The following is a 25,642-nucleotide window of genomic DNA, read 5'->3' on the forward strand; positions in this document are numbered from 1 at the left end:
GAGGACGGAGTTAGCACAGGGCACCAGGGCCTTTGCGTGATAGTCTTCGCTGACTACTAATCCATCCGTGACCTGCGTCGGTCCGGGTACTGCCCAGGGCTTCCAGGCGACTCTTGAGGCCGCTTCGATGCGCATCGGCAGGCATTGAGATACAGCGGCCGCCAAGACTGTCTGATGACCGGCGGTCGCCCGTAGCCGGCGCAGGTCACGGATGGATTAGTAGTCAGCGAAGACTATCACGCAAAGGCCCTGGTGCCCTGTGCTAACTCCGTCCTCCACCGCGGCCGGCGGTGGCGACGGCCGAGGTCGGCTAGGGTCGGCTTGTGTCAGTCGCAGCGTCCGCCAAACGGTTGCTCGCGCCCGCGGCGAAGGCGCTCACACCCCGCCTGTTCTGGCGGCGCAAATACCGGATTTTGCAGCGTCTCGGCGAATCCCGCCCGGACGTCGCGCTGGTGCAATCCCTCTGTGACCCAGGACGCATCTCCCTCGACATCGGCGCCGACGTCGGCGAATTCGCAATCGCCATGCTGAGTGCGTCGCAATCGGTGGTCGCGTTCGAGCCGCGTCCGGCTCAGGCCCGCGACCTGACGGCAATGTTCGATGCGGTCGGCGCAAACGTGCGCGTCGAGGCGGTGGCGTTGTCGGACGCACCCGGTGTGACCACGATGCGGGTGGTCGAATCCGATCCGGGGCGAAGCACCATCGACGGCGAGAACGTGCTGGACACCGCGATCGGCGGCGCCGTCCAGTCGATCGAGGTCCCGGTCAGGTGCCTCGACGATTACCAGCTGACGAACGTCGGGCTGATCAAGATCGACGTCGAGGGCCACGAACTGGCCGTCCTGCGCGGTGCCCTCGACACGTTGCGCCGCAATCGGCCATCGATCGTCGTCGAAGCCGAAGAACGTCACCACGCCAACGCGGTCGCCGACATCACCGAGCTGTTGAGCGGCCTGGGCTTCCGCGGCCATTTCACCCTGGACGGGCAGCGCCGGCCCATCGAGGAATTCGACGCCGCCGCACATCAGAACTCCGCAAACATCGGCGGAGCGGAGGATGACTGGGCGGCGACCGGCGTCTACGTCAACAACTTCGTCTTCGAACCAGCCCAGGGGTCCGGCCCATAGCGGGGTGAAACAGGTCACAATTGCGGTCTGCGCTGTCACGGATGGCCGGGCTGCGGTGTCTGAAGGTCGTAACGCTCGCGACCAAAGGAGACAAAGATGTCTGAGCTACAACCGACCGGGCCCCGCAAACGCGTCGTCGTCATCGGCGGCGGCTACGCCGGCACCATGGCGGCAAACCACCTGCGGCTGCGGGCCGACGTCGACATCACCCTGGTGAACGCTCGGCCGCAGTTCGTCGAACGCATCCGTCTGCACCAGCTGGCGGCCGGGACCGGCACCGCCACCGCCGACTACGGCACGCTGCTGGGCAACGGCATCGAGCTGGTCGTCGACAAGGCCGAGTACATCGACGCCGACGCCCGGCGCGTGCAGCTGGCCTCGGGTGCCGAACTGGAATACGACTACCTGATCTACGCCGTCGGCAGCACCGGCGCGACTCCCGTTGCGGTGCCGGGCGCCGACGAGTACGCATTCGTACTCGCCGAACTCGAAGGCGCACAACGGCTGCGTTACGCCTTGGCCGATCTGCCGCCGAACGCCCCCGTCACCGTTGTCGGTGGCGGCCTGACCGGCATCGAGGCCGCCGGCGAGCTGGGCGAGGAGGGCCGGGCCGTCACCCTGGTGTGCGGCGGCATCCTGGGTCCGTCGCTGAGCGGTCCGGGTCGGCGCTCGGTGGCAAAGCAGCTGCGCAAGCTTGGGGTCACCATCCTGGAAACCGCAACCGTCAACGAGGTGCGCTGGGATTCGGTGGTGCTCAACGATTGCGCGGTGCTGCCCAGCGCGGTGACCGTCTGGACGGCCGGCTTCGGCGTCCCTGACCTGGCCACCCGCAGCGGGCTGCGCACCGACTCGATCGGCCGCCTGCTCACCGACGAGACGCTGACCAGCATCAGCGACGAGCGCATCGTCGGCGCCGGCGACGCAGCAGCGCCGTCCAACCAGCCGTTGCGGATGAGCTGCCAGGCCGCCAACCCGATGGCCGCCCAGGCGGCCAACACGGTCCTGGCTCGCATCGCCGGGACCACCCCGGCCAACCTGAACCAGGCGTTCACCGGCCAGTGCATCAGCGTCGGGCGCAGCTACGGCACCGTGCAGCTGGCCCGCCTTGATGACACCCCGATCAGGCTCTACATCGGCGGCCGGACCGCCGCCTCCATCAAGGAGCTGGTCTGCAAGGGCACGCTCTGGGGCCTGCGCAAGGAGGCGGCCAAGCCCGGCTGGTACCGCTGGATCAAGGGCGGCAACCGCCCCGCGCAGCTGGCCACCGAACAGCAGGCTGCGCTGCGGTGAGTTCGATGACGGACAGCGGCGGGCACGCAGACCGGTTCTCCCTGCTGCGCCCGCTGCTGTTCACCATCGCCTACGAGATCCTGGGCTCGGCCACCGAGGCCGACGACGTACTGCAGGACAGCTACCTTCGTTGGGCCGACGTCGACCTCTCGACGGTGCGCGACACCAAGTCCTATCTGGCCCGGCTCGTCACCCGTCAGGCGCTCAACGCACTACGCGCGCAAGCGCGTCGCCGTGAGGAGTACGTAGGGCCCTGGCTGCCCGAGCCGCTTCTGCTCGAGGATCAGGACGCGTCGGCCGATGTTGTGCTGGCGGAATCGGTTTCGATGGCGATGCTGGTGCTGCTGGAGACGCTGACGCCGGACGAACGAGCGGTATTCGTGCTGCGCGAGGTGTTCGGGTTCAACTACGGCGAGATCGCGGAGGCCGTGAACAAGTCGGAGCCCGCCGTGCGGCAGGTCGCCCACCGGGCCCGTGAACACGTGCATGCCCGCCGCAAACGGTTCGACGACATCGACCCCGAGCGCAACGCCCAGATCACCCAGCAGTTCCTGGCCTCCGCGGCCAGCGGAGACGTCGAGGCACTGTTGGCCATGTTGGCGCCCGACGCGGTCTGGACGGCCGATAGCGGCGGCAAGGTCAGCGCCGCCCGCAAGCCGGTGGTCGGCGCGGAGCGGGTAGCCAGGGCCGTCGCCGGGCTGATGCGCAAGGCGCAGGGACAACTCCGGGTGGAGACGGTAACCTGCAACAGCGCTCCCGCGGTCCTGTTCTACCTGGACGAACGGCTCGAAGGGGTGATCACCGTGGAGATCGTCGACGAAAAGATCACGAACTTCTATGTGATGCGCAACCCCGACAAGCTGGCCGCTCTGGTGAACGCACGTGAGATCAGTCGCGGCTAGTCCCTGGCGTGCGAATATCCGTCGTTCTGTCAAGCTAGGTCGGTGCGAATCGACCGGCTCGGCGACCTGGGCGGCGCGCCACAGGTGCTGCGCGCCGTCGGCCGCGCCGCCGGTCGGCTCGGCCTGCCACCGCCGGCCGCACTGACCGGGGAATGGTTCGGCGCGCTCGCCGTCATCGCGCCGAGTGTGTCCGTGCAGCCGGTCGCTGCCGACAATGTGTTCGACGCCGGACCCACCCACCCGGTGAATCCGCAGGTAGGCGCCGTGGGCGGTGGCTGGATCGGCTACCTGTCCTATCCGGATGCGGGTGCCGACGGACTCCCGCCCCGGATCCCCGAGGCCGCCGGCGGCTGGACGGACAGCGTGCTGCGCCGCGACCGGGACGGCCAGTGGTGGTACGAAAGCCTGTCGGGTGAGCGCATGCCGGACTGGCTCGCCGAGTCGCTGGGGTCGTGCGCCGGGCCGGGCCCGAGAACGGCACCGCTGTGCCAGATCACTTGGCAGCCCGCCGATCGCCCAGCACACCGCGCGGGTGTGCTGGCGTGCTTGGAGGCCATTACCGCGGGCGAGGTGTACCAGGCCTGCGTCTGCACCCAGTTCACCGGAACAGCCAGCGGATCCCCGCTGGATTTCTTCGCCGACGGGGTGGCCCGAACCGCACCGGCGCGGGCGGCGTACGTCGCCGGTAACTGGGGTGCTGTCGCATCGCTGTCACCCGAACTTTTCCTGCGGCGCCACGGCGACGTCGTGGCTTCCAGCCCGATCAAGGGCACCCTGCCCCTGCACGCGTGGCCGTCAGCGTTGCGGGCATCTCCGAAGGAAGTGGCGGAGAACATCATGATCGTGGATCTGGTGCGCAATGACCTTGGCCGCGTGGCGATTACCGGTTCCGTCAAGGTGCCCGAGCTACTCGTGGTCCGCCGGGCACCCGGCGTGTGGCACCTGGTGTCGACGGTGTCTGCACACATACTGCCCGACCTGCCTAACACCGCGCTGCTGGACGCCGCCTTCCCGCCCGCCTCCGTTACCGGAACACCCAAAATACGTGCCCGGCAATTGATCTCGCAGTGGGAGCGACAGCGGCGCGGAATTTACTGTGGCACCATCGGTTTAGCATCTCCCGTCGCGGGATGTGAGCTCAACGTGGCGATCCGCACCGTTGAATTCGACCCCCACGGCGGCGCGGTGCTGGGGGTCGGCGGCGGCATCACCGCCGACTCGGATCCCGACGCCGAGTGGCAGGAGTGCTTGCACAAGGCGGCCCCCGTCGTCGGACCGCCGGCCGCCGTCGCGGCAAGTCGGTAAGTTAGCTCAGCAAATTCCGGAGCAGGTAATCCGGCCCGGCTAATTTCGCGGAACGCCCACGCGATTTCCCGCGTGCGCATAAGCTTCAGCCATCGACCCGGCTGTCCGCGCGCAAACGCGGCGGGGTCTGCAGGAGCGAGTTTGGAGGGGATCGGCATGAGAGTCGCCATCGTCGGCGCAGCGGCGGCCGCTGTTTTGGGTGGTGCGCTGGCGGTTGCGCCGTTGACCGTCTCCAACCAATCGAGGACGCTGCCGTCGGGCGGCACCTGCAGCGCAGGTAAGCAGTGCGACCGGCTGGCGTCGGTCCTGATGCCCGAGGCCGGCAAACAGTCCGGAGCCCAGGCGCCGCGGGTGCCGTCAGCGGTCGAGCCGCCGGCTCCTCCCTCACCTGCCATCGCGCCGCGGCCCGAAACGCCCGGAAACCCCGCACCCGCCGCCTACACGCCGCCCGCCGGGTCCAGCGGCGGTTCGAGTTTCTTGCCCCCCGCGTCGAGCGCGATCAGTCCGGCCACCCCGCCGGCGGCGTCGGCGTTGCCGCCCATCGACGCCTACCCCACCCTTCCTGGCATCGGTGGCATCCCCGGCGTCGGCATCCCGGGCGTACCGGACCTCTACGGCGTGGCCGGTGGGGTAGCCGGGCTGGCCGGAATCCCCTATGGCGCCAACGCCGCCTTTTCGATCGTCAACGGGCTGATCGGGGTGGGCAACACTGTTTCCGGAGCGGTGACCTCTGGCGCACTGGCCGTCACCTACGTGGTGCTCGCCTACAACGCCTTGCAGAGCTCCGGGCTGCTGCCCGCCGTCAACAACAGCCTCGGCTCGCTGGGCAACCTGCTGCTCCCAGGCGCGGCTGCACTGCCGGCTGCGGCACTTCCCAGCCTCAGCCTCCCCGGCCTACCGAGCCTCCCCGGCCTCCCGGGCATGTCCCCCGCAGGGCTGATCGCGCTCGCCGGCGCTGGCGGCTTGCCCGGCCTGCCGGGTCTGCCGGGCGTGTCAGCGGCCAGCCTGCTGCCGCTGGCGGCAAACGGCCTGCCGGGTCTGCCGGGTGTGTCTCCCACCGACCTGATCGCACTGGCGACCAGCGGCGGCATTCCGGGTCTGCCGCCCCTACCGGGCGTCGACCCGGCGATCATCGCCGCGGCCCTGCCGGCGCTGGCTGCCGGCATCCCGGGGCTGCCCCCGGTCCCCGGCCTCGACCCAGCGATGCTGTCGGCGGCGCTGCCCGCCCTGGCCACGGCGATACCGGGTGGGATCCCCAACGTGGATCCGGCGATGGTGGCCGCGCTGCTACCGGCATTGGCCGGTGGGGTCCCGGGTGTGAATCCGGCAATGCTGAGCGCCGCGCTGCCCGCCCTGGCCGGCGGCGTACCCGGCGTGGATCCCGGATTGGTTGCCGCGGCATTGCCCGCCCTGGTCGGCGGAGGCGCGCCGGGGCTGCCGAGCCTGCCCGGGCTGCCGGGCCTGCCGGCGCTTCCGGGCGTCGACCCGGCCGCGCTGGCTGCCGCGCTGCCGGCGATAGCGGCCGCGCTACCCGCCGGCCTGCCGGGGTTGCCCGGCCTGCCTGCGTTGCCCGGACTGCCTGGCTTGCCCGGCCTGCCTGGCTTGCCCGCGCTGCCCGCCCTGCCGGGACCGCCCCCGCACCCGCCGATCTGCCCGATACCGGGCGGGCCCTGCTTCTGACGTCCTGACGGACGCCGCCCCGCCTTAGTCGTCGGAGTCGTCCTCGGGTTGCTGCGCATCGCGGCGTGAGGCGAGCACCGCATCGTAAAGCTGGCGCGAGCGCACCTCGGGATACCCGGCCGCCACGTGGCTGCACGCGTCCTTGATCCGGATTCCGCCCGCGATCAGGTTCTCCACCTCCGCCACCAGTTCGGTGAGCAGGGTCGAGACGTCGGCCCGGGGAGTGGCACCGGCCAGTACCACGGTGATCTCGCCCAGCACTCCCCCGGCCGACCACGCCGCCAGCTCATCGAGCGACCCGCGCACCACTTCCTCGTGCACCTTGGTCAGTTCCCGGCAAACGGCCGCCTGACGGGCGCCCCCGAGTTGCTCGACCGCGTCGCGCAGGCAGGCAGCCAGCCGCCGCGGGGATTCGAAGAACACGCAGGTGCGCCGTTCGTCGGCCAGCGTGGCCAGCCACGTCCGGCGCGCCGAGCCGCGCCGCGGCGCGAAGCCCTCGAAGCAGAACTTCTCCGCCGGCAGGCCGGACACCACCAGCGCGGTCGTCACCGCCGACGGGCCGGGCAGGCATTGCACCGGAAGTCCCGCCGCGACGCACGCGGTGACCAGCCGATAGCCGGGATCACTGATCACCGGCATGCCCGCGTCGCTGACCACCAGCACGGTCGCCCCGGCGCCGATGGCGTCCAGCAGGGCGGCCACCCGGGTGGCCTCGACCCGATCGAACAGACTCAGCACCCGCCCGCCGATCTGGACGTCGAGCGCCTTGGCCAGATTCCGCACCCGACGGGTGTCTTCGGCGGCCACGACGTCGGCGTCGGCCAGCGCTTCGATCAGGCGGGGCGAGGCATCCGTGGGTTGGCCCAACGGCGTCGCACCCAGCAATAGGCGCCCAGTGGTCACACCGCACAGCCTACGATCGACGTGATGTCCGCCCCGCCCCGAGAAACCCCTGTCGTGCTCGAGGAGCGCGCGGCGCCTCGTCAGACCCCGCTGATCAGCCCCGGTCCCCTGGTACCGCTCGCCGATTTCGGCCCGGCGGACCGGATGCGCGGCTGGGTCACCACCGCCGTCATCACCCTGCTCGCCGCATTCACCCGCTTCCTCAACCTGGGCTCGCCGACCGATGCCGGCACGCCGATCTTCGACGAGAAGCACTACGCACCTCAGGCCTGGCAGGTACTGAACAACCATTGGGTGGAGGACAATCCGGGTTTCGGCCTGGTGGTGCATCCCCCGGTCGGTAAGCAGCTGATCGCGATCGGCGAGGCGCTGTTCGGCTACACCGGGTTCGGCTGGCGGTTCACCGGCGCGCTGCTGGGGGTGTTGCTGGTCGCGCTGGTGACGCGCATCGTGCGCCGGATCAGCCGGTCCACGCTCGTGGGCGCCATCGCCGGGATCCTGGTCATCTGCGACGGCGTGAGCTTCGTAACGGCGCGGACCGCCTTGCTGGACGGCTTCCTGACGTTCTTCGTCGTCGCGGCGTTCGGCGCGCTCATGGTCGACCGTGACCAGGTCCGACAGCGGATGCACATCGCGTTCGCCGAGGGCCGCATCGCCGAGACGGTGTGGGGCCCGCGGCTGGGGGTGCGCTGGTGGCGGTTCGGCGCCGGCGTGCTGTTGGGATTGGCGTTGGGGACCAAGTGGTCCGGGCTGTATTTCATTGCGTTCTTCGGCGTGATGTCGCTGGCCTTCGATATCGCCGCGCGCCGTCAGTATCAGGTCCCACGACCCTGGGTGGGAGCACTGTGGCGCGATTTGGTGCCCAGCGCGTATGCGTTGGTGCTCATCCCGTTCGGGGTCTACCTCGCCAGCTATGCGGGATGGTTCGCCTCCGAAACCGCGATCGACCGTCACCAGGTCGGCCAGACCATCGGCCCCGACAGCGTCGTCCCGCTGCCCGACGCCATCCGCTCGCTGTGGTACTACACCACCAAGGCCTTCCATTTCCATGCGACGCTGACGAATTCGGCGGGCAACCACCATCCCTGGGAATCCAAGCCGTGGAGCTGGCCGATGTCGCTGCGGCCGGTGCTGTATGCCATCGATCAGCAGAATGTGCCCGGCTGCGGCGCGCAGTCGTGCGTCAAGGCGGTCATGCTGGTGGGCACTCCGGCGATGTGGTGGCTGGCGGTGCCGGTGTTGTTCTACGCGTCGTGGCGGATGTTCGTGCGCCGCGACTGGCGCTACGCCGCGGTCTGGGTGGGGTATTGCGCCGGATGGTTGCCGTGGTTCGCCGAGATCGACCGGCAGATGTACTTCTTCTATGCGGCGACGATGGGGCCGTTCCTGGTGATGGCCATCGCGCTGATCCTGGGCGACATCCTGCATCAGCCCCGGCAGAACCAGGAGCGGCGCACGCTGGGGCTGATCCTGGTGAGTTGCTATGTGGCGTTGGTGGTGACGAACTTCGCCTGGCTGTTCCCGGTGCTGACCGGGCTGCCGATTTCCCAGGAGACGTGGGACATGGAGATCTGGCTGCCCAGCTGGCGTTAGTTGGCCGAGCAGACGCAAAGGCACCCATTTCGTGCCGAAATTGGGTGCGTTTGCGTCTGCTCGCCGGGCATCCGGACCCAGCTCACTATGCTGGCCCGATGGCCATGACGGATTCCCGTGAGGTCGTGGTGGACGCGACGCCCGCACAGATCATGGCGGTGCTGCTGGACCTCGAGTCGTTGCCCGAGTGGTCCGCGTTGCACGAGAAGATCGAAATCCTGACCCGCGACGAGCGGGGCCAGCCGAGCCAGTGCCGGCAGACGGTCAAGGTGATGGGCGCCACCGATGAACAGGTGGTGCAGTATCACCTGCAGGATGACGGCTTGAGCTGGGAGTTGTTGAGCGCCAAGCAGTTACGTGGCCAGAAAGGCCGCTACACCCTGACTCCCGAGGGCGATGCCACCCGGGTGCGGCTGGAGCTGATGGTGGATCTGGCCGCGCCCGTGCCGGGGTTTCTGGTTCGCAAGGCGGCTCAGTGGTTGATGCGGGCCGCGACTGATGGGTTGCGCCGACGCGTGCTCGAAGTCAACGACGCCGGGTAGCGAGCAGACGCTCGGCACACCTCAGAGGGGGTCGCGGGCGGCCGGACAGGACATGCAGCGCGGGCCGCCGCGGCCGGTGCCCAGTTCGGAGCCCGCGATGGTGAGCACCTCGATGCCGGCGTCCTGCAAACGCGCATTGGTCTGCGAATTGCGCTCGTACGCAACGACCACCCCGGGCGCCAGGGCCAACGTGTTGTTTCCGTCATCCCATTGTTCGCGCTCGGCGACGACGGGATCGCGGCCGGTATCGATGACACGCAGTTTCTCGATCCCCATCGCGGCGGCGGCGGCCTCCACGAACGGGGCGGCGTCGCCGATGGCGACCCCAGCGGCGGTGCGTCGAATCGTGAAGGCCGACAGTGTGTCGACGACGTTGGCGTACATCACCACCGCGTCGACGTCGACCACGGTGCACACGGTGTCCAGGTGCATTTGCGCCCGCTTCTGAGCGATCGGCACCGCGAGCACGGTGTGCGCGAGATCGTCGTCGAACAGGCTGCGCGCCAACGCTTCCGCGCCCGCAGGTGTGGTCCGCTCACCCACACCCACCGCAATCACACCGGGGGCGAGCAACAACACGTCCCCGCCCTCGACCGGGGCGGTGCGCGACTCGTAGGCCCGCCGCACGCCGGTGAATCGCGGGTGGTGGGCATAGATGATGTCGGTCAGCGACGCTTCCCGCACCCGCGCCGGCAGCGCCAGCGACGGGATCACCACCTTCGGTCCGATCCAGATCGAGGAGTCCCGGGTGAATACCAGGTTGGGCAGGGGTTCGATTACGAAATCCGAGCCGTGGTGCATGCGCAGCACCAGCGACACGTCGGTGCGGATGCTGGGCGGTAACTCCTCGAAGGTCATGCCCGCCGTCAACACCTGCGCCAGCGCCGCGGGCTCGAGGCCCCGCAGATATGCCGAAAGATCTTGCGCCAGAGCCACTCCGAGGCGCCGGGCGTTGACCGCTGCCGCCACGCCCTGCATGCGGGCCGCTCCGCTGTGCTGCAGCGCCTCGGTCAGCAGCTGCGAGAGCAGCAGCACCTCCACACCGTTGGCGCGCAGCAGCTCCGCGAACTGGTCGTGCTCGTCTTGTGCGCGGTCCACCCACGGCAGTCCGTCGAACAGCAGCTGATCGCTGTTGCTCGGGTTGAGCCGCCGCAATTCGGCGCCGGGCCGGTGCAGGATGGCGACCCGTAATGCGCCCACCTCAGAATTGGTCCCCAGCACGACACCCACAGCTCAAACCGTAGCGGGGCGGACGCGACCGGGCGCGCCACACGCCGATCGATCGAACGGGTGTGCGATAGAATTGGGGGCGTGGCGATCGCGGTTCAGGGCTCGCTGTTCGAGCACAACGAGCGCAGGCAGCTCGGTGACGGAGCCTTCATCGACGTCCGCGCGAACTGGCTCAAGGACGGCGACGAGCTGCTGCAGGCCCTGCTCACCACGGTCCCGTGGCGGGCCGAACGCCGCCAGATGTACGACCGGGTGGTCGACGTGCCCCGCCTGGTCAGCTTCCACGACCTGACCGTCGAGGATCCACCGCATCCCGCCCTGACCCGGCTGCGACGGCGGCTCAACGACATTTATGCCGGCGAGCTCGGCGAACCGTTCACCACCGTCGGATTGTGCTGCTACCGGGACGGATCGGACAGCGTGGCCTGGCATGGTGACACCATCGGCCGCAGCAGTTCCGAGGACACCATGGTCGCCATCGTCAGCCTGGGCGCCACTCGGACGTTCGCGATGCGCCGACGTGGCGGCGGCCCGTCGTTGCGGTTGCCGCTTGCACACGGCGATCTGCTGGTGATGGGCGGCTCCTGCCAACGCACCTGGGAGCATGCGGTGCCCAAGACCACCGCTTCGGCGGGTCCGCGGGTGAGCCTCCAATTCCGCCCGCGCAACGTGCGCTAGCAGGTTGCAGGTCTAACCCCGAACCGCCCCGACTGCCTTCACCAGCAAGTCACGGGCACGCTGCGTATCCACCTTGGCCACCGGCTGGCCGGGAACCACCAGCGGGTTGGCGATCACAATCACCTGGTAATCGCCGAATTGTGCCGAGTAGTCGTAAAGTTCGCCGGTACGGGCGGCACCGGCGACGAGTGCCTGCAGCACGCGGTGCACGGCCTGAGTGTGCACATCGTCGATCTGCGGTGCGTCGATCACCTCGATCGCGCCGCGCAGCTGCGCACCGGAGAATCCCACCTTGGCGCAGTCCTTGCCGGGATCGTTGATCGGCAACGCCTGGGAGGTCTCCAAACCGATCACGACGAACCGGTTGCCGTTGCCCTCGGCGGAAACCGCCGCCATGTTGCCCTGCAATCCGGACGGCAACTCCGGTCCGGTCGCGGCTTTTGCGCAGTTCGCCGGGTCGAAAGTGAGCCCCTCGGGCAGCTTGCGGGAGGCAAAGAACTGCGGGTCGATGGCCCGCGGGGTGACATCGGTGACCTTGAACTCGGGGCCGAAGCTGGATTTGACGTCCAGAATCTTGGCGATGTCAGCCTTGACGGGCTGCGACGAGTTCGCGCCGGGCGAGCAGCCGACCAGCAGGCACACCGCCCCGACCGCCCCCGCCAGCTTCCACATCGTCGCCAATCTACCCAAGTCGAAATGCTCAGCCACGTAACGTCGACACGGTTTTGACCAGGAGATCGGCGGCGAATCCCGCCGACAGCGGAGGCAGCATCGAACCCGGATCGGTGGTCAGCGTGGTGAATGCGCAGTATTCGCCCAGGTAGGCAATGAATGTGTATGCCCGAGAATCGATTTCGCTGCCGGATTCGACGGCGGCGCGGATGTCGGCCACCATGCCAATGGTTTCCGCGCCGTCGACGTGCGGTGCGTCGGCGTTTTCGATGCTCACCTTGGTGCGCCCGGCGCTCAGCTCCCACCGGCCACACGCGCTCACCAAAGCCCGGTCGGGACGCGATCCCACGGCCACCGGCACCACGACCGCGTCCAGGATCCCGCCCGGTCCGGAACCAGAAACTCCTTGCGCAGCCGGGTCCGGCCCGGTCGGCAATTCTGCCAGCGCAATACATTGCGGCGGCACCGCACCGGCGTCGCCCCCGATGCCCCAGATCGCCCGGGGTGAGGCGGCCCGCGGCACGTTGGACACCTCGTAGCCAGGCGGCAGCTCACGCCCGACGCGGCGGATGTTGGCGGGATTGACGACCGTGCCGCGCTGCGTCGATGTCGTTGTCCCCGATGCCGGAGCCGGCGCCGGGGACTGAGCGCAGCCGGCGAGCAGCAGGGACAGCGCAGCGCCAAGGCGTGACGGCCGCATGACCGTTGATATCACGCCGCGGTGGCCGGCCTGCGGATCAACTCACGGCTTCAATGACCTGCCGGGCCACTCGTTTGATCTGTCGCTCCATATCGCGCCCGAAGCTCAGGTGGCGCGGCACGTCGATGACGGTGGTGATGACCCCGATGTCCTCCCGCTGCCACACCGCGCCATGCTGGTCCATGATGGTGCGCATCGGCACGTTGTCGGAAAGCATTCGCGCCGAGAATCTTTCGACACCGCCGACCCGGGCGGCCACGGCCAGTGCGCTGATCAGGAAGGTCCCGACACCGCGACCCTGATACGCGTCGGCGACGGTGAACGCGATCTCGGCGATCGTCGGATCGTTCTCGTCGCGGACGAAGCGGGCGTCGGCGACCGGGTCGGTGCCGTCGACCATCACCCAGACGAAATGGTCGACGTAGTCAACCTCGGCCAGATAGTGCATCATCGCCAGGCTCGGCACCCGAGCCGACATGAACCGCCGATAGATCGTCTCGCTGGAGAAATGGACGTGCCCGTGCACCGTGCGCTCGCTGTCGCCGGGCAGCACCGGGCGCAGCAACAGGTGCGTGCCGTCACGGACCTGCACCGGAATCGGCGTGATGAAGGCGGCGAGGCGCTGGCGCACCGTGCGCACCAGCTGCTCCATGATGCCCGGGATGTGCATCATCTGGTCCAGAGCGTCCTTGCCGCCGATCCACCCGGTCAGGGGCTCAAGCGTCGTGACCGTGGCCGTGCGGGGAACATCGCGCAGCAGGGCGATCTCCCCGACGATCATGCCGGGCAGTACCTGCTCGACGATCACCGTGTTGTCGTCGCCCACGTGCATGACCTCGGCGCTACCCGAGGCGATGAGCAGGAACGATACGGCCTGCTCCCCCTGCCGCATCAGGACCTGGGCGGCCGGCGCGCGCAGCGGGGACAGACGGGAGGCCAACGGCAGCAGATCTTCGGTGGGACATCCCTTGAAGACGTCCATTGCCGCGAGCCCCTCGGTCTCTGTGCCGCTCAATTCGGCCACCCCGTCCAGTCGCGGTCCGCTCCGACCCAGGTTATGGGCTTCGCCGCCGCCCCTGCAAGAAGTCCCCACCCGCGCGCACTAGCCTGACGACAGGTCGTCACTGCGACGCAGGACAGCAGAAAAGGGCCCGACGTGATCGATAACCAGGACCGAATGGAGCTGACGCGAAGTCTGCTCAACAAACCGGCCGTACTGCGGCACGGCTACCTCGACGTGCTGGGCGAATCGACGGCGACACCGGCTCCGACGTTTGCCCAGCGCGCGATGAACAGCCCGTTGGTCGCGACGGTGTACGAAGGGCTGTGGCGGCCGACGTCCTTCTATTTCGCCAGCGGGATGACCACCCGCGCGGAGGAGCGCCGCGCGGCCGAGGCCCTGCGCCTGCGCAGCGCCAAGCGGCTACTCGACGTTGCCTGCGGGCCAGGTAATTTCACCGGGCCACTGGCCGAACAGCTGTCCACCGGCAGCCTCGCGGTCGGCTTCGACATTTCCGAGCCGATGCTGACCCGCGCCGTGCAGGACAACAGCGGACCGCGCACGTGCTACGTCCGCGGCGACGCCCGCGACCTTCCGTTCGGCGATGAAACCTTCGACGCCGTTTGCTGTTTCGGGGCGCTGTACCTGATGCCCGAGCCGTTCCGGATCGCGCACCAGATGGTGCGGGTACTGCGACCGGGCGGGCGGATCGCCATCCTGACCAGTTACGCCGGCCAACCGCCGCCGATCAACTTGGCGCTGCACGCCACGGCGCGGCTGATCGGGTTGACCATGTTCGACCGGGACGCCTTCGTCGACCTGTTCACCGAGGCAGGACTGATCGACGTCGAGCAGCAGACGCAGCGTGCCCTGCAATTCGTCACCGCAACCAAGCCGGGCTGAGCCAGGAAACTCAGGACGCCGCCGCTTCGCAGACCCCGAAAAGGCGAACCACCGGCGTGCCCGCTTCATACTCCAGCATCCACGGTCGATCAGTTTTCTCGGCGACCGAAGTCAGCCTGATCATTGCGGGCTGGCCCGCGCGTTGGGAGATCTCCGTACTTTCCACCTGGAACAGACGGAACTTGCTGTTGGTGCGGATCGCCAGCGAATAGCCGGGTTGCACGGATTCGGCGGGAACCTTTTGCAGGTAGTACTTGGTGCTCATGCCCGCGACCCTAAGTGCGGCTACTGACAGGTCCGGCGGTTCGCCACGCCCTCTTAGTCAACGTTCAGCTGAATTTAGGAAACTCATCAGGATGGGTCCCAAATCGCCACCCGCGCAACCAGTAACGTTGAGGCATGGTCGATAACTGGGGTGTGCGATGAGTGTCGCCGGCTTCGTTCTTGGCCTGGTCGGCACCGTTCTGGCGGTGGTGTCGCTGGGGTGGCAACTGGTCACGCAGCGAATGCAGCGTCCGCGGCCCAAGCTGACTCCTGTCGTTGGTCGGTTGACACGGGACGGGCTGGTGACCAACGACGCCAGCCGCGATGTGCGCGAGTCACTGGCCAACATTGCCGAGCAGTTGGAGGATATTCCGCTGATCATCGGGGTCAAGGTCGTCAATGCCGGACGCGAACCGTTCCACGTTGCCGGGTGGGCGGTCCGATCTGACCCTGACGGCACATCGCTGGTGCCGCTGGAAAAGCCGATCGCGGGCGCAGACGTTCCGCATGACATACCGCCCGGTGGTTGCGCCCTGTTCCTGACGGAGCTGCAACACGCCTACCGGTTCGCCGCTGCCGTCGAAGACGAGTCGCCGCGCATCGTGCTCACCGTGTCCTCCGGTACACGCACGTATGCCACCAAACCGGTTGCGCCGGAGTTGTTTTCGGGGATCTCGAGCCCCGGCTAGTTACGCAGCGTGACGTGCGGGCTCTGGCCGTATGTCTCGCGGTAGAGAACCGCGAAACGGCCCAAGTGGCCGAACCCCCAGCGCAGCGCGATCTCGCCGACACTGGTCGCATCCCGATCGCTCATAACCAAGTCGAGATGGGCATGCTGCAACCGAACCTTGCGAACGTACTCCATCGGTGTGCAGTCCCGGTGCTTGCGGAACATGTACTGCAGCGCCCGCGGAGTCACGTACACGGCTGACGCGATACCAGTCAGCGTGATGTCGGTGTGCGCGTTGTCGTCGATGTAGGCGAGGGCCTTGCGGAACAGCAGCGGACTGCTGTCGCGGCGGTCCAGGCGAGTCGGCTCCAGCCGCGCGGTATTCGGCAGGGTGGCGAGCAATGTACTTGCCACGTAACGCTCCAGCCCCGACGTGATCAACCGGCTCTGTTGTGCGTACCGGTTGGCGGCGACGCGGCCGACGTATCCGATCGTCTCGAATAGTTGCCGGCTCGCCTGTCGGGAAATAGGAACCGAGCCCGTCAGTCGCACCGGGTTGTCGCTACCATGCCGTTCGGCCGCAATGGTGCTGAGCAGGCTGGGCTTGACGATCAGCTGGTCGTAATGTCCCTGCCGCACGAATCCCTCGCTGGGCACTCCCTGGATCGCGCCGATGGCCCCGGCCTCGCCGGGTTGGAACGTAGCGGCGGCCCGCCCCCGCGGTCGCTCTTGCAACTCGCCGGAGACCACTCGGCACACCAGGATCTGGTCCGGCGGGTCCATCTCGTATCGGAAATCGAGGCCGCACTCGGCGGCGTCGTAACTGATCGATCCGACAAACGCCCGCTCCATCCGCATCAGCGCCGACTTGTCACCGGAGGTTTTGCTGATGCGCATGTTGGAGATGTTCGCGCTCAGAACAGCCTCGGCTTCGCCGAGGTCTTTGGTGTCAAGGAGAACCGTAAACATTGAGTCGGCTTTCGGGCAGGTGAAGATGGCCACGGCATCGTGCTGAGCCGACTCGACCATTATCCATCACGCGAAGCCAACAAGTAAGGGCACTGGGCGGGCCAGAGCCGCGAGAGGCACCGCTGAGCTGGCCAAACGTCATCCAAATTGATCTACTGAGACCCGTTTTCTGGACCGCCGGGCGTCAGATCCGCAGGGCTGTGCCGCCCAGGGCCGAGATGTTGTGATGTGCGAACGCGGCCCAACGACCGCGCGTCGTGCGGGCCAGGTCGGCATCGATCGGGTCGCTTCCGGGACCTAGCATCGGCGCATCGGCCCAAGATGGCGGTGAGCCGAACAGTAGCGGCAGCTCAATGCAGTGGCACGCGCCCAACGGCGCCCCAGCCGGCGACCACTCCACCCGGAAGGTGGCGGCTTGGCCGCCGGCGGAGAGCCACAGCTTGGCCAGGTCCAGTGCGGGGCGACCGAAGATCCGGTTCGTGATCGCCCGCACGACCAGCCCAGTCCCGGCCTTCCCGAGCCAGCGGAGCCGTCGGCCGCGCGGGTCCAGGGCGACGAACGGGGCGGCGTCGTGGCGGGTGTAGCCGGCAAGTATCTCGATCTCCGACGCCACGTCGAGCAGTCGGCGCCGCTCCGCGTGCGCGGCCGGCAGCGGCGCCATGCCCGCGATGGGCGCGAACGGGAACCCACCGCGCGCACCGAATCGCTGCGCCGTTGTGACAGCTGCCATTTGAGCGTCCAGCAGTTGCCCGACGCTGGCTTCGGTAGGGCTGACACCGCCCAACGCCTCGTTCGCCGAGTCCCGCATCGCAGCGGTCATCGCCTCGCGGCCACGCCGCAAGCCCAGCGGTGCGCTCTGCAGGATGGCGCGGTGGAACAGACCCGCGGTGCCGTCGCTCAGGATCAGCGACAGGACACTGTCGCCGCCCGCGGACTGTCCGAATATGGTGACCCGGGAACGGTCACCGCCGAACGCCGCGATGTTGTGCTGAACCCAGTGCAGCGCCAGGATCTGGTCGCGCAGCCCCAGGTTCGCATCGCCGTCGGCATCGGGGGTGAGGTACCCGAAGATGCCGAGGCGGTAGGTGACGGTGACCACCACGACGCGGCCCTCGGCGACCAGCGCATCCGGGTCGTACTTAGGCGCTTCACCGCTGCCCGAGACATAGGCGCCGCCATGGAACCAGACCATGACCGGCAGGTCCTGGGCATTGGAAGGTGCTGTGACACTGAGCACTTGGCATTGCTCACGCTGCGGTAGACCGGCCACCACCGGGCCCGTGACGAACTCGAGTCTCGACGGCAACTGCGGGCACACCGGCCCGCGCCGGGTCGCGTCGAGGTCGTCGGTGTGCGGCAGAGCGGGAACCGGGGCGCCGAAGCGACTGGCGGTCGCGTAGGGAATGCCGCGTGCCCGGATCAGCGTCCCGTCGTCGTCGACCAGCACCGGACCGGAGTTGGTCGCCAAACGTCGCCGTGCCACCGCGTCACGGTACTCCCCGCGGTGCGGCCGCCGACGCTCTTCAGCGCAGAGGTGTTAGATCGCAAGCATGGGCGAACGCGTCACGTTCCAAAGCTGCACCGGTCCCACCCTGGCCGGCGTGATCGAAGTTCCGGAGGGAGCGGTGCGCGGCTGGGGCGTATTTGCCCACGGCTTCACCCTGGGCAAGGACTCGCCGGCCGCGGCGCGGATGTGTAAACAACTGGCGGCGGATGGCATCGGCATGCTGCGCTTCGACGCGCTGGGTCTTGGTGCCTCCGAGGGCGACTGGGGCGACGGCTCGTTCACCGGCAAGGTCGACGACATCGTCAAGGCGTGCGAGTTCATGGCCGATCGCGGGACTGCGGCCGATCTCTTGGTTGGGCACTCGTGGGGCGGGGCCGCCGTCCTCGCGGCGGCACGGCGGTCGCCGGGAGTGCAGGCGGTGGTGACCGTGGCGGCGCCGGTGGACCCCAGTCACGTCGAAAAGCACTACGACGCAGTGGTCGACCGAGCTTTGTCCGAGGGCGCCGCGGAGTGGATGGTCGGCGGCCGGACGCTGACACTCAAACGCGCGTTCGTCGAGGACGTCCGCACCGCGCACCTGCACGACAAGATCAAAGACCTGCAGCTGCCGCTGCTCATCCTGCACTCGCCGACCGACAACACCGTCGGCATCGAGAACGCGAGCGAGATTTTCAACCTGGCCCGGCACCCACGCAGCTTCGTCTCCCTCGAGGGTTCCGATCACCTATTGACCGCGCGTGGTCAGGCGCGGCGGGCCGGACGGATCATCGGCGCCTGGGCCGACGCGTACCTCGACTGATTTCAATTGACGGTCGTCATTGACGACTGTCAGTAGTTGGTAATAGCCTGCACTGATGGGACCGACGGGTGCCGCCACACGAGCCCGCGCCTACGGCGGCGGCGTCCGGGAGCTTCGCCGGCTGGAAACCCGGGCCCGACTGTTCGAGGCCGCGCTCACCGAGATCGATCGGTCCGGAGTGGCCGGCGCGGACGTGAGCGCCATCGCCGCGGCGGCCGGCGTGGTGCGGGGTACGTTCTACTTCCACTTCCCCACCAAGGAACACGTCCTGGTGGAATTGGAGCGCAGCGAAGAGGCCCGCATTGTCGCCGAGCTGGCCGAAAGCCAGGACGACAGTGACGATTTGGTGTGCCTACTCACTACCCTCGTGCTTCGGATCGCCGCCACCGAGCGCCAGTTGGGCCGGGTGGTGTTCCGGGACATGCTGGGTCTGCACTTTTCGGCGACCCGCCCGGTAGAGGACGAACTCACCGAACATCCGTTGGCGGACTTCGTCGCCGCCGCAATCACCAACGCCCAGAACGCGGGTCGCGTCCCGGCGCAGCGGGACGCCGGTGAACTCACGGTGTTCTTCCTGACGGGGCTCTTCGCCCTGCTCGCCACCGGCGCGCATGATCCTGCGGCCGACGCCATCCTGGCGCGGTACGTGACAACAATTGTGAAGGGAATGGAATCACGATGAGCAACAACGGAATCGAGGGTTACCGTGACTTCTTGAAGCGCCGCGACGGGGAGGCAGACCTGCTCAATCGGCGCCTGGCCAACCGCGAAGACTTCTTCACCCAACTGGTTACGAACCCGGTCCGCTCGAAACATTCCGCCGACCGTGAAGTCTTCCTGCGCAACCTGCGGCGCCGACGGCCCGAAGCCGGCCTGGACCGAAAGATGCTGTTCCTGCTGGCCACCGCAAAGCTCAATCAGGCGGAACGCTTCGGAGTCGGCCTCGGCGAGACCTACGGTCTCCACAGTGACGAAAACCTGCCCCCGGAAAAGGTCTATCTTGAGCTGGAGGAGCACTATCACACCCGACTGTTGGCGTACGCGCTCGATGTGTTCGACCTGACGTTCCAAGTGGTGCCCCCACCGTTCGTGATGCGCCAGTTCGTCAAGGCCGGCGTCTTCATCCCCGAGCGGCTCAGCTTCATGTTCATTGGCGCCGCCGAGATGGCCGGCTGCGTCATGTTCGACGAATTGCGCCGCGTCGCCGTTGAACTCTTCGCCGATGAACCCGCGGTCGCCGAACGAATCGAGTTGCTTTACAAGGAGATTCTCACCGACGAGATCGGGCATGTGGGGTACTGCGCGTCCCGATGCACCGCCGCGGAACGCGCGATCATGCGGCGGCTATATCCGCAGATCACACGGCTATTCGCCCGGCAGACCGTCGAAATCAGCCTGCTCGTCAACCGCGACGAGCTAGCGGCACGCCTGCAGCAACCGTTCGACGTCGCGGCCCTGACGGCGGGCCTGGACAACGAAACCTACCTGGTCACCCATCCCTGAGGACAGCGGTCAGTCCGTCCATTGCGCGGTGAGGGCTGCGACGGATTCGGCGACGCGGCGGCGGGCCGCGGCGGGATCCGGGAATGTCGCAGCAAGACCCTCGACGGCGCGATCGGCCAGCGGCCGCCACTTGTCCGCCCAGCCGTCGATCACCGAGCGGTTGGCGGGGTTCGCGGCCAGCGCGTAGCGGGCGAGCGCGACGCTCCACGCCTGATTGCGCGTGGTGTCCACCCGGGATTCCTGTAGCAGGGCCGCGGTGAGGCCGTCACCGTTGCTGGTGGCCAGGTCGACGAACGCCTCCTTGAACACCGCGTCCAGCGCCGGTTTGACCACCAGGTTCAGCGCGGTGAACGCCTCACCCCAGTCGTAGGCCAGCAGCAGCCGTTCGAGGGTTTCGCGAGCCGGCTGCCACACCTCGTCGGTTTCCCAAATGCGCCGCGTCGCTTCGGTGTTGGCCAGATGCGTGCCATGGCTGAGCGACAGCGATTTGGCCCGGTAGGCGATCCACTGCAGCGCCCGCAATTCGTCCGCGGCCTGGAAGAACGCCGCGTTGGTGATGTAGGCGCTGGGCGCCAGCTGACCGACGTAGAGGCTGGTGATCTGCAGGACGTGAAACGCGTAGCGGGCCGGCACGTAGACGCGGTTCAGTGTCTCGACCCAGTCGGGGTCCAACCGTGCATCGTGATCGAGCGCCTCGTAATGGTCGACCACGCCCTCGGCGTAGACCTCGCGATTGTGTTGCAGTGCAATGTAACGCCGGTAGTTCAGCGCGGCGGGATCCCGGAAGCCCTCCCAGTCGTCGGCCTGCAGCGGTGAGCCTTCGCGGTGCTTGAGGTACCACCGGTTGATCGCGCTGTCGGGGTCGAGGTCGAAGGGGGCCGGCTTGCGGCCGAAGTGGTAGTGGAAGCGGCCGGTGACGGCCTCGTACTCGGTCGGTTTGCGCCGGGTGTCGCCGGCGATGCTCCAGGTCTTGAGCCGCCTTGGGACGGTTGTGGTCATCGGTCAGTCCTCTCGGTCCAGGTACCAGTGCAGTTCGTCGTCGCCGACATAGCGCAATCGCCCGGCGAATGCCACCAGTGCGGGCTCCAGCGTCGCCAACGGGAAGGGTTGTCCGGCAGCGTCTTCCAGGCTCGCGCGGGTGACGCGCAGGAAGCGCGCCGCGTGAATGCGCACGTAGCCGGCGTGGTCGTCGATTGTCAGGGCGACATCGGGGTTGTCGACGCGGATTGCCTCGGTGACCGCCGCGACGATGTCGGGGTCGAAGCCTCGCACCACGGGACCTACCAGCTTGGCCTGGTCTGCGGTTGTTGTCATCAGTGGATCCCTTCGTCGGTGAGCGCCACGGCGATCTGGTCGCCGTCCCGGCGCACCGGGTGGCTGTGTAAGCGGCAGCTGGCGGGGTTCACGCCGGCACCGGTGTTCAGGTCGAACTCCCAGCTGTGCGCGGCGCAGGTCAGGACGTCACCCTCGACTTCGCCGTCGGCGAGCGGGAATCCGGCGTGCGGGCACACGCCGTCGTAAGCCCGGATCTCCCCGTTACGGAGGTGGGCCAACAGGATCGACCGGTCGCCGACGAAGAATTCGCTGACTTCGCCTTCCCACAACTCGTCGACGGTCGCGACGGGGGTCCACGTTTGCACGTCAGGCATAGAAGGCCTCGACATGGTCGAGCGGGCCGACGCCGGCGGCAGCGATGCCGACTTGGGGGTCGAGCACTTTGCCGTTGTGCCGCAGCCTGATCGGCGCATCACGCTGCGCGACGCGGTGCCCGACGACGTGATGGGCTATCGCGGCGCTCACCGCCTCGACGGTGTCGGCGTCGTCGACGGGGATCAGCAGTTCGAGGACGTCGCCCTCGAAAAGGGCGGTCAGTGGAAGCAGCGCCATGGTCGTCAGCCCCTCGATCCGTTGTTCGATCCGTTCTGCGCCCACGCATACCCGTCGGCGTCCTGGCCTTGCTCTTCGGGCGATAGACCGAAGTACTGCAGCACGGTTCCCAGATCCGGCGGGCTGATCTCGCCCGAGAGAACCCGGTCGATCAGCGACTGGTGCCCGGCGAACCGGTCCGGCCGTTGGGTGAAGATCCACCGGCACGGCTCGGAGCAGAACAGGTACTTGCGGTCGTTGTGCACGTGGGTCAGTGGTGCCGGGTCTTGGTGGGCGCCAACGGTTACCCCGGCGGCGCGAACGATCGGCAGCTGGCACAGATTGCAGGTGATCGGCAGCGTTTCGGGCAGCGTCGCGGTGATGTCGCCGTTTCGGATGTTCTCGGTGATGACGTCCCAGTTCTTGCCGAAGTCCCGATTCCAGCCGGGATACTTCTCTTCGAGCCACAGCCGTTCCGCCTCGGATACCCCGGCGTCGGGGTTCCACCAGACCGTCGGGCGGTAATACCAGACGCCCAGGTGGATGGCGTGGTGGTACCAGGTCAGCTCGTTGATGAATTCGTCCCAGTACCAGGGGAAATCGAGGCCATAATCGCGGAACTGATCGGCGAACTGTTTGACCACCCAGTCCTCGATGAATTCCTTGAAGCTCATCCTGCGGCTTTCCAGCGGGGTGTAGTAGTCCATGGACAGCCCGGTCAGCAGAGCGAAGATGCGCCACGATCGCCAGAACATGTGGTCGATGAGGAACTGCCCCCATTCGCCTTCGCCGTTCTCGGTGAGCACCTTGATGGTCGGCTCACCCTGCTGGGCGTGGCGTGCCTCATCGGTCTGGATGGAGCTGATCAGCGCGCCGAACTCGAGGTCGCCGACGTCGATGGCGTCGGCGGCCATCCCGAGGAATTGCAAGTTGGTGAAACCGGTCTCGAGGGTGAACGTCAGCTGCAACGCGATGGACAAGGCGTCGTTGGCGACGAACATGTCATCGAACAGGTAGCGGACGGCGAGCACGATCCAGTTGTTGGTGTGAAATGCCTTGAGCGCCCAGTCCCCGCGCGGTTCTTTATCGAGCAGGCCGAACGGGAAGAAGGCCTGAATCTGGCCGTGCCGGATCTCGTCGAGAGTGCCGAACGTCGCGGTGTTGCGCCACGCCGCGGCGCGGCCGAACCGGCCCATCCGGGCCTCGCCGATGGAGGCAAGGTATTCGGGCATGGTGATCGCGCCGTAGTGCGCGACGATCACCGACTTCCAGCCCGGATCGAGCTGCTCGAACAACTTCGAGCGCCCGATCGCGTTCTTCAGCGAGTACGTGGTGGTGTCCTTGGTGACCTGGTTGTGGACGTACTCGCGGTAGCCGACCTTGTAGGGCTCATCCCATTTGAGCCACCCTTCGGCGGAGACGCGGTGCGTTCCGGACAGTTCCTCGGGAAACACCTCGTCTTCGGTGACGTAGCGGAAGGTCCAGTTGGTGTCCCGGGCGAGGTCGTACCAGTCGCTGCGAGTGAGTTTGGGCATCAGTCGTCCTTGTCCGTCATGGGCTGCCATCGCTGGACCGGCGTCGGTCTAGCTGCGATGACGCGAACGGTGTCCATGATGATGCATATTCCAAGGAGTCCTAATGATTAGGATCAAGCAGATTTGCATCCTCAGCCGCGGATCCGGCCGCGGTTACGATCCGGTGCGAGCGCCTACCGGGCTGAAGCGAGAGGGAGAAGCGTGGCCACTGACAACGAGGTTGTGCCCTGAAACCCGACGGCGCGCGCCACCGCAGCCTCGACTCGAAGATCGTCGCCGCCCTCGACCGCGTGGGAGACGCGCTGCACGTCCTGGCGCGCCGCAGCGCCGAGGCCCACGATCTGTCGAGCACCCAAATGCGGGTGCTGGTTTGGCTTTTCGTCGGGCCGCCACCATTGGCGCGGAGCACCTCGCTGGCCCGGGAACTCAACGTCTCCGACCCCACCGTGAGCGATGCGATTGCGGCATTGATCCGCAAAGGTTTGGTGGCTCGCACCCGCGACCCGCTGGACCGCCGACGCCACGATCTGACGCTGACCCAGGCCGGCCGCAAGACCGCGGCGACGTTGTCGAGGTGGACCGCACCCGCCGAGATCGCCACCTCGAAGCTGGACCGGCTCGAGGCAGAGCAGCTGCTCGACACGCTGCTGCTGGTCATCGCCAAGATGCACGACGCGCAGCTGATGCCGGTGGTGCGCGCCTGCAGCACGTGTACGCACCTGGAGACGACGCTGGCGGACAACCGCAGCTTCCGCTGCAAGGTCTACGACATCCCGATGGCGATCTCGGACCTACGGGTCGACTGCGCCGATCACGTCAGCAACTAGTTACCTGGCTTTACCAACGGTGGGCCTATGATCCGGCCGTGACCTCATCTCGTTCTGCACAGCGCCGCGTGGTTCACGTCGGCACCGGCATGACCGGCCGCGTGGCGCTGCGCGCGATCATCGACGACCCAGCGCTGGATTTGATCGCGGTGAAGGTGTCCACTCCGGCGAAGGTCGGCACCGACGCCGGTCGGCTATGCGGCCGGCCGGATGTGGGCGTCACCGCCACGGGCGATTTGACCGCCGTCCTGGCGGCTGCGCCGGACTGCGTCGCCTATTGCGCGACGGCCGTGCGACGTGAGGACGAGGTGATCGCCGACATCGTCGGTTACCTGGAGGCCGGGATCAATGTCGTTACCATCTCCGCGATCCCGATGGTGTATCCACCAGCGGCCCCGGCGAAGTGGCGCGATCCGATCGAACAAGCCGCCCTTAAGGGCAACGCCACGTTCTACGCCACCGGATGCGAACCCGGGTTCGTGAGCCTGAACCTTCCTACCGCGCTGCTGACGGGCGCCGGCGTGGTCGATTCCTACCGCATGGACGAGTACGCCCTCGACCTCGACTTGGCCTACCCGATCTGGGAAGTCCTGCATGAGTCGATGGGTTTCGGCAAGCCCGACGGCCACGTTCCGATTCGCATTGCGTCGGGAAAGGTGAACAACGACTGGGAACCCGTGGTGCGCTACATCGCTGACACCCTGTCCGTTGACGTCGAACGTGTGGCGCTGGATTGGGAGACGATCCTTGCCCCGGAAAACCTCGACACGGCACTCGGTGTGATTCCACAGAACACGATTTGCGCGCACCGCTGGCAGCTCGCCGCGATATGCGAAGGGCGACCGGTGGTGTCGGTTCAGTACTTCGCGACGGTTACGTCGACGCCGTGGCCCGAAACCTGGCCGCGCCCAGCCAAACCCGGCCAGGGTGGGATGGTGTTCCGGGTCAAGGGCTCACCCAGCATGACGCTCGACCTACGGCTGGATCCGGCGGAAGGCGACGCCACCAATCCCGGTGTGGCCGCGACGGCGATGGCAGCGGTCAACGCGATACCGGCTGTCATCGACGCGGCGCCGGGGTTGTTGGCGGTGCCGCTGGCCGGCCCAGCCGTCGTGACGCGCCAAACACGTTGCGGTGGAGCAGCTTAGCCATTCGGCAAACCCGGTTCAGCACCCTG

28 protein-coding genes are annotated in these 25,642 nt (G+C 67.5%); 15 read left to right on the forward strand and 13 right to left on the reverse strand.

What is annotated here, in order from left to right:
* Positions 1–323 precede the first annotated feature (323 nt).
* From A9X01_RS02785 to A9X01_RS30805, 5 genes are all read left to right on the forward strand, one after another.
* Positions 324–1,127, forward strand: coding sequence for an FkbM family methyltransferase (locus tag A9X01_RS02785; RefSeq protein ID WP_065119187.1), 804 nt, complete (start codon positions 324–326; stop codon positions 1,125–1,127).
* Positions 1,128–1,223: 96 nt separating this feature from the next.
* Positions 1,224–2,417, forward strand: a complete 1,194-nt coding sequence (locus tag A9X01_RS02790; protein WP_065119188.1) for an NAD(P)/FAD-dependent oxidoreductase — start codon at positions 1,224–1,226, stop codon at positions 2,415–2,417.
* Positions 2,418–2,422: 5 nt separating this feature from the next.
* Complete coding sequence (locus A9X01_RS02795; RefSeq protein ID WP_065119229.1) at positions 2,423–3,319, forward strand: RNA polymerase sigma-70 factor; 897 nt, start codon at positions 2,423–2,425, stop codon at positions 3,317–3,319.
* Positions 3,320–3,361: 42 nt separating this feature from the next.
* The gene (locus A9X01_RS02800; protein ID WP_065119189.1) at positions 3,362–4,624 is read left to right on the forward strand and encodes an aminodeoxychorismate synthase component I; all 1,263 of its coding nucleotides are present in this window, start codon (positions 3,362–3,364) and stop codon (positions 4,622–4,624) included.
* A 156-nt stretch (positions 4,625–4,780) separates the two neighbouring features.
* Positions 4,781–6,304: a hypothetical protein gene (locus A9X01_RS30805; protein WP_065119190.1), complete on the forward strand. Its 1,524-nt coding sequence runs from the start codon at positions 4,781–4,783 to the stop codon at positions 6,302–6,304.
* A 24-nt stretch (positions 6,305–6,328) separates the two neighbouring features.
* Here the strand turns inward: A9X01_RS30805 and rsmI are convergent, their stop codons facing one another.
* The gene (gene rsmI / locus A9X01_RS02810; RefSeq protein ID WP_065119191.1) at positions 6,329–7,207 is read right to left on the reverse strand and encodes a 16S rRNA (cytidine(1402)-2'-O)-methyltransferase; all 879 of its coding nucleotides are present in this window, start codon (positions 7,205–7,207) and stop codon (positions 6,329–6,331) included.
* Between the two features lie 24 nt (positions 7,208–7,231).
* Here rsmI and A9X01_RS02815 point away from each other — a divergent pair, with 24 nt between their 5' ends.
* Together A9X01_RS02815 and A9X01_RS02820 are read left to right on the forward strand one after the other, a co-directional pair.
* Entirely contained in the window at positions 7,232–8,800 is a 1,569-nt protein-coding gene (locus tag A9X01_RS02815) for a dolichyl-phosphate-mannose--protein mannosyltransferase (protein WP_065119192.1), read from the forward strand.
* A 98-nt stretch (positions 8,801–8,898) separates the two neighbouring features.
* Positions 8,899–9,342, forward strand: a complete 444-nt coding sequence (locus A9X01_RS02820) for an SRPBCC family protein (protein ID WP_065119193.1) — start codon at positions 8,899–8,901, stop codon at positions 9,340–9,342.
* Between the two features lie 21 nt (positions 9,343–9,363).
* On the opposite strand, the gene arcA is transcribed toward A9X01_RS02820, so the two are convergent.
* Positions 9,364–10,572 carry an arginine deiminase gene (arcA, locus tag A9X01_RS02825; protein WP_065119194.1) on the reverse strand — a complete coding sequence of 403 codons (1,209 nt, stop codon included), beginning with the start codon at positions 10,570–10,572 and terminating at the stop codon, positions 9,364–9,366.
* Between the two features lie 81 nt (positions 10,573–10,653).
* Between arcA and A9X01_RS02830 the strand changes: the two genes are divergently transcribed.
* Positions 10,654–11,250 carry an alpha-ketoglutarate-dependent dioxygenase AlkB family protein gene (locus tag A9X01_RS02830; protein WP_200869766.1) on the forward strand — a complete coding sequence of 199 codons (597 nt, stop codon included), beginning with the start codon at positions 10,654–10,656 and terminating at the stop codon, positions 11,248–11,250.
* Positions 11,251–11,262: 12 nt separating this feature from the next.
* On the opposite strand, the gene A9X01_RS02835 is transcribed toward A9X01_RS02830, so the two are convergent.
* From A9X01_RS02835 to pat, 3 genes are read right to left on the reverse strand one after another with little or no spacing between them, the layout of a single operon-like run.
* Complete coding sequence (locus A9X01_RS02835) at positions 11,263–11,922, reverse strand: DUF5642 family protein (protein ID WP_065119196.1); 660 nt, start codon at positions 11,920–11,922, stop codon at positions 11,263–11,265.
* A 28-nt stretch (positions 11,923–11,950) separates the two neighbouring features.
* Entirely contained in the window at positions 11,951–12,622 is a 672-nt protein-coding gene (locus A9X01_RS02840) for a DUF5642 family protein (protein ID WP_065119197.1), read from the reverse strand.
* Between the two features lie 37 nt (positions 12,623–12,659).
* Entirely contained in the window at positions 12,660–13,655 is a 996-nt protein-coding gene (pat, locus tag A9X01_RS02845) for an acetyltransferase Pat (RefSeq protein ID WP_155771896.1), read from the reverse strand.
* 123 nt (positions 13,656–13,778) lie between these two features.
* On the opposite strand from pat, the gene A9X01_RS02850 reads away from it, so the two are divergent.
* Positions 13,779–14,525 carry a class I SAM-dependent methyltransferase gene (locus A9X01_RS02850; RefSeq protein ID WP_253848894.1) on the forward strand — a complete coding sequence of 249 codons (747 nt, stop codon included), beginning with the start codon at positions 13,779–13,781 and terminating at the stop codon, positions 14,523–14,525.
* Positions 14,526–14,535: 10 nt separating this feature from the next.
* Here A9X01_RS02850 and A9X01_RS02855 read toward each other — a convergent pair whose 3' ends face one another.
* Positions 14,536–14,790, reverse strand: coding sequence for a hypothetical protein (locus A9X01_RS02855; RefSeq protein WP_065119200.1), 255 nt, complete (start codon positions 14,788–14,790; stop codon positions 14,536–14,538).
* 157 nt (positions 14,791–14,947) lie between these two features.
* Between A9X01_RS02855 and A9X01_RS02860 the strand changes: the two genes are divergently transcribed.
* Positions 14,948–15,478 (forward strand): hypothetical protein, encoded by a 531-nt coding sequence (locus tag A9X01_RS02860; RefSeq protein WP_065119201.1) that lies wholly within the window; start codon positions 14,948–14,950, stop codon positions 15,476–15,478.
* Here the strand turns inward: A9X01_RS02860 and A9X01_RS02865 are convergent.
* Both A9X01_RS02865 and A9X01_RS02870 read right to left on the reverse strand, forming a co-directional pair.
* The gene (locus A9X01_RS02865; RefSeq protein WP_155771894.1) at positions 15,475–16,488 is read right to left on the reverse strand and encodes a helix-turn-helix transcriptional regulator; all 1,014 of its coding nucleotides are present in this window, start codon (positions 16,486–16,488) and stop codon (positions 15,475–15,477) included. The genes A9X01_RS02860 and A9X01_RS02865 overlap by 4 nt on opposite strands.
* A gap of 124 nt (positions 16,489–16,612) precedes the next feature.
* Positions 16,613–17,911 (reverse strand): carboxylesterase family protein, encoded by a 1,299-nt coding sequence (locus A9X01_RS02870; protein WP_065119202.1) that lies wholly within the window; start codon positions 17,909–17,911, stop codon positions 16,613–16,615.
* 67 nt (positions 17,912–17,978) lie between these two features.
* Between A9X01_RS02870 and A9X01_RS02875 the strand changes: the two genes are divergently transcribed.
* The 3 genes from A9X01_RS02875 to A9X01_RS02885 are packed head-to-tail and all read left to right on the forward strand — an operon-like array spanning position 17,979 to position 20,237.
* Positions 17,979–18,734, forward strand: coding sequence for an alpha/beta hydrolase family protein (locus A9X01_RS02875; RefSeq protein WP_065119203.1), 756 nt, complete (start codon positions 17,979–17,981; stop codon positions 18,732–18,734).
* Positions 18,735–18,789: 55 nt separating this feature from the next.
* On the forward strand, positions 18,790–19,416 hold the full coding sequence (locus tag A9X01_RS02880; protein WP_065119204.1) for a TetR/AcrR family transcriptional regulator: 627 nt from the start codon (positions 18,790–18,792) through the stop codon (positions 19,414–19,416).
* Entirely contained in the window at positions 19,413–20,237 is an 825-nt protein-coding gene (locus A9X01_RS02885) for a hypothetical protein (RefSeq protein ID WP_065119205.1), read from the forward strand. The genes A9X01_RS02880 and A9X01_RS02885 overlap by 4 nt, the downstream gene beginning before the upstream one ends.
* Positions 20,238–20,246: 9 nt before the next feature.
* Here A9X01_RS02885 and A9X01_RS02890 read toward each other — a convergent pair whose 3' ends face one another.
* Genes A9X01_RS02890 through A9X01_RS02910 form a run of 5 tightly spaced genes read right to left on the reverse strand, consistent with a single transcriptional unit; the run spans position 20,247 to position 23,638 of the window.
* Positions 20,247–21,236, reverse strand: a complete 990-nt coding sequence (locus A9X01_RS02890; protein WP_065119206.1) for an aromatic/alkene monooxygenase hydroxylase subunit beta — start codon at positions 21,234–21,236, stop codon at positions 20,247–20,249.
* 3 nt (positions 21,237–21,239) lie between these two features.
* Positions 21,240–21,551, reverse strand: coding sequence for an MmoB/DmpM family protein (locus A9X01_RS02895; protein ID WP_065119207.1), 312 nt, complete (start codon positions 21,549–21,551; stop codon positions 21,240–21,242).
* Complete coding sequence (locus A9X01_RS02900) at positions 21,551–21,886, reverse strand: Rieske 2Fe-2S domain-containing protein (RefSeq protein ID WP_065119208.1); 336 nt, start codon at positions 21,884–21,886, stop codon at positions 21,551–21,553. The genes A9X01_RS02895 and A9X01_RS02900 overlap by 1 nt, the downstream gene beginning before the upstream one ends.
* Positions 21,879–22,169: a toluene-4-monooxygenase system B family protein gene (locus A9X01_RS02905; protein WP_244892491.1), complete on the reverse strand. Its 291-nt coding sequence runs from the start codon at positions 22,167–22,169 to the stop codon at positions 21,879–21,881. The genes A9X01_RS02900 and A9X01_RS02905 overlap by 8 nt, the downstream gene beginning before the upstream one ends.
* The gene (locus A9X01_RS02910; RefSeq protein WP_065119209.1) at positions 22,130–23,638 is read right to left on the reverse strand and encodes an aromatic/alkene/methane monooxygenase hydroxylase/oxygenase subunit alpha; all 1,509 of its coding nucleotides are present in this window, start codon (positions 23,636–23,638) and stop codon (positions 22,130–22,132) included. Before A9X01_RS02910 ends, A9X01_RS02905 begins: the two co-directional genes overlap by 40 nt.
* Before the next feature lie 290 nt (positions 23,639–23,928).
* Between A9X01_RS02910 and A9X01_RS02915 the strand changes: the two genes are divergently transcribed.
* Positions 23,929–24,465 (forward strand): MarR family winged helix-turn-helix transcriptional regulator, encoded by a 537-nt coding sequence (locus tag A9X01_RS02915; protein ID WP_253848896.1) that lies wholly within the window; start codon positions 23,929–23,931, stop codon positions 24,463–24,465.
* Positions 24,466–24,503: 38 nt separating this feature from the next.
* A complete protein-coding gene (locus A9X01_RS02920; protein WP_425311925.1) occupies positions 24,504–25,613 on the forward strand; it encodes a dihydrodipicolinate reductase in 1,110 nt (369 codons plus the stop codon).
* The last annotated feature ends 29 nt before the right edge of the window (positions 25,614–25,642 follow it).

It is taken from the genome of Mycobacterium asiaticum (assembly GCF_001668675.1).
GTDB classification, from domain to species: domain Bacteria; phylum Actinomycetota; class Actinomycetes; order Mycobacteriales; family Mycobacteriaceae; genus Mycobacterium; species Mycobacterium asiaticum_D.

Coding starts and splice junctions, on each gene's coding strand:
- A9X01_RS02790 (WP_065119188.1), top strand. CDS start 1,224: ATGTCTGAGCTACAACCGACCGGGCCCCGCAAACGCGTCGTCGTCATC.
- A9X01_RS02795 (WP_065119229.1), top strand. CDS start 2,423: ATGACGGACAGCGGCGGGCACGCAGACCGGTTCTCCCTGCTGCGCCCG.
- A9X01_RS30805 (WP_065119190.1), top strand. CDS start 4,781: ATGAGAGTCGCCATCGTCGGCGCAGCGGCGGCCGCTGTTTTGGGTGGT.
- A9X01_RS02815 (WP_065119192.1), top strand. CDS start 7,232: ATGTCCGCCCCGCCCCGAGAAACCCCTGTCGTGCTCGAGGAGCGCGCG.
- A9X01_RS02820 (WP_065119193.1), top strand. CDS start 8,899: ATGGCCATGACGGATTCCCGTGAGGTCGTGGTGGACGCGACGCCCGCA.
- A9X01_RS02835 (WP_065119196.1), bottom strand. CDS start 11,922: ATGTGGAAGCTGGCGGGGGCGGTCGGGGCGGTGTGCCTGCTGGTCGGC.
- A9X01_RS02840 (WP_065119197.1), bottom strand. CDS start 12,622: ATGCGGCCGTCACGCCTTGGCGCTGCGCTGTCCCTGCTGCTCGCCGGC.
- A9X01_RS02855 (WP_065119200.1), bottom strand. CDS start 14,790: ATGAGCACCAAGTACTACCTGCAAAAGGTTCCCGCCGAATCCGTGCAA.
- A9X01_RS02860 (WP_065119201.1), top strand. CDS start 14,948: ATGAGTGTCGCCGGCTTCGTTCTTGGCCTGGTCGGCACCGTTCTGGCG.
- A9X01_RS02865 (WP_155771894.1), bottom strand. CDS start 16,488: ATGGTCGAGTCGGCTCAGCACGATGCCGTGGCCATCTTCACCTGCCCG.
- A9X01_RS02875 (WP_065119203.1), top strand. CDS start 17,979: ATGGGCGAACGCGTCACGTTCCAAAGCTGCACCGGTCCCACCCTGGCC.
- A9X01_RS02880 (WP_065119204.1), top strand. CDS start 18,790: ATGGGACCGACGGGTGCCGCCACACGAGCCCGCGCCTACGGCGGCGGC.
- A9X01_RS02885 (WP_065119205.1), top strand. CDS start 19,413: ATGAGCAACAACGGAATCGAGGGTTACCGTGACTTCTTGAAGCGCCGC.
- A9X01_RS02890 (WP_065119206.1), bottom strand. CDS start 21,236: ATGACCACAACCGTCCCAAGGCGGCTCAAGACCTGGAGCATCGCCGGC.
- A9X01_RS02895 (WP_065119207.1), bottom strand. CDS start 21,551: ATGACAACAACCGCAGACCAGGCCAAGCTGGTAGGTCCCGTGGTGCGA.
- A9X01_RS02900 (WP_065119208.1), bottom strand. CDS start 21,886: ATGCCTGACGTGCAAACGTGGACCCCCGTCGCGACCGTCGACGAGTTG.
- A9X01_RS02910 (WP_065119209.1), bottom strand. CDS start 23,638: ATGCCCAAACTCACTCGCAGCGACTGGTACGACCTCGCCCGGGACACC.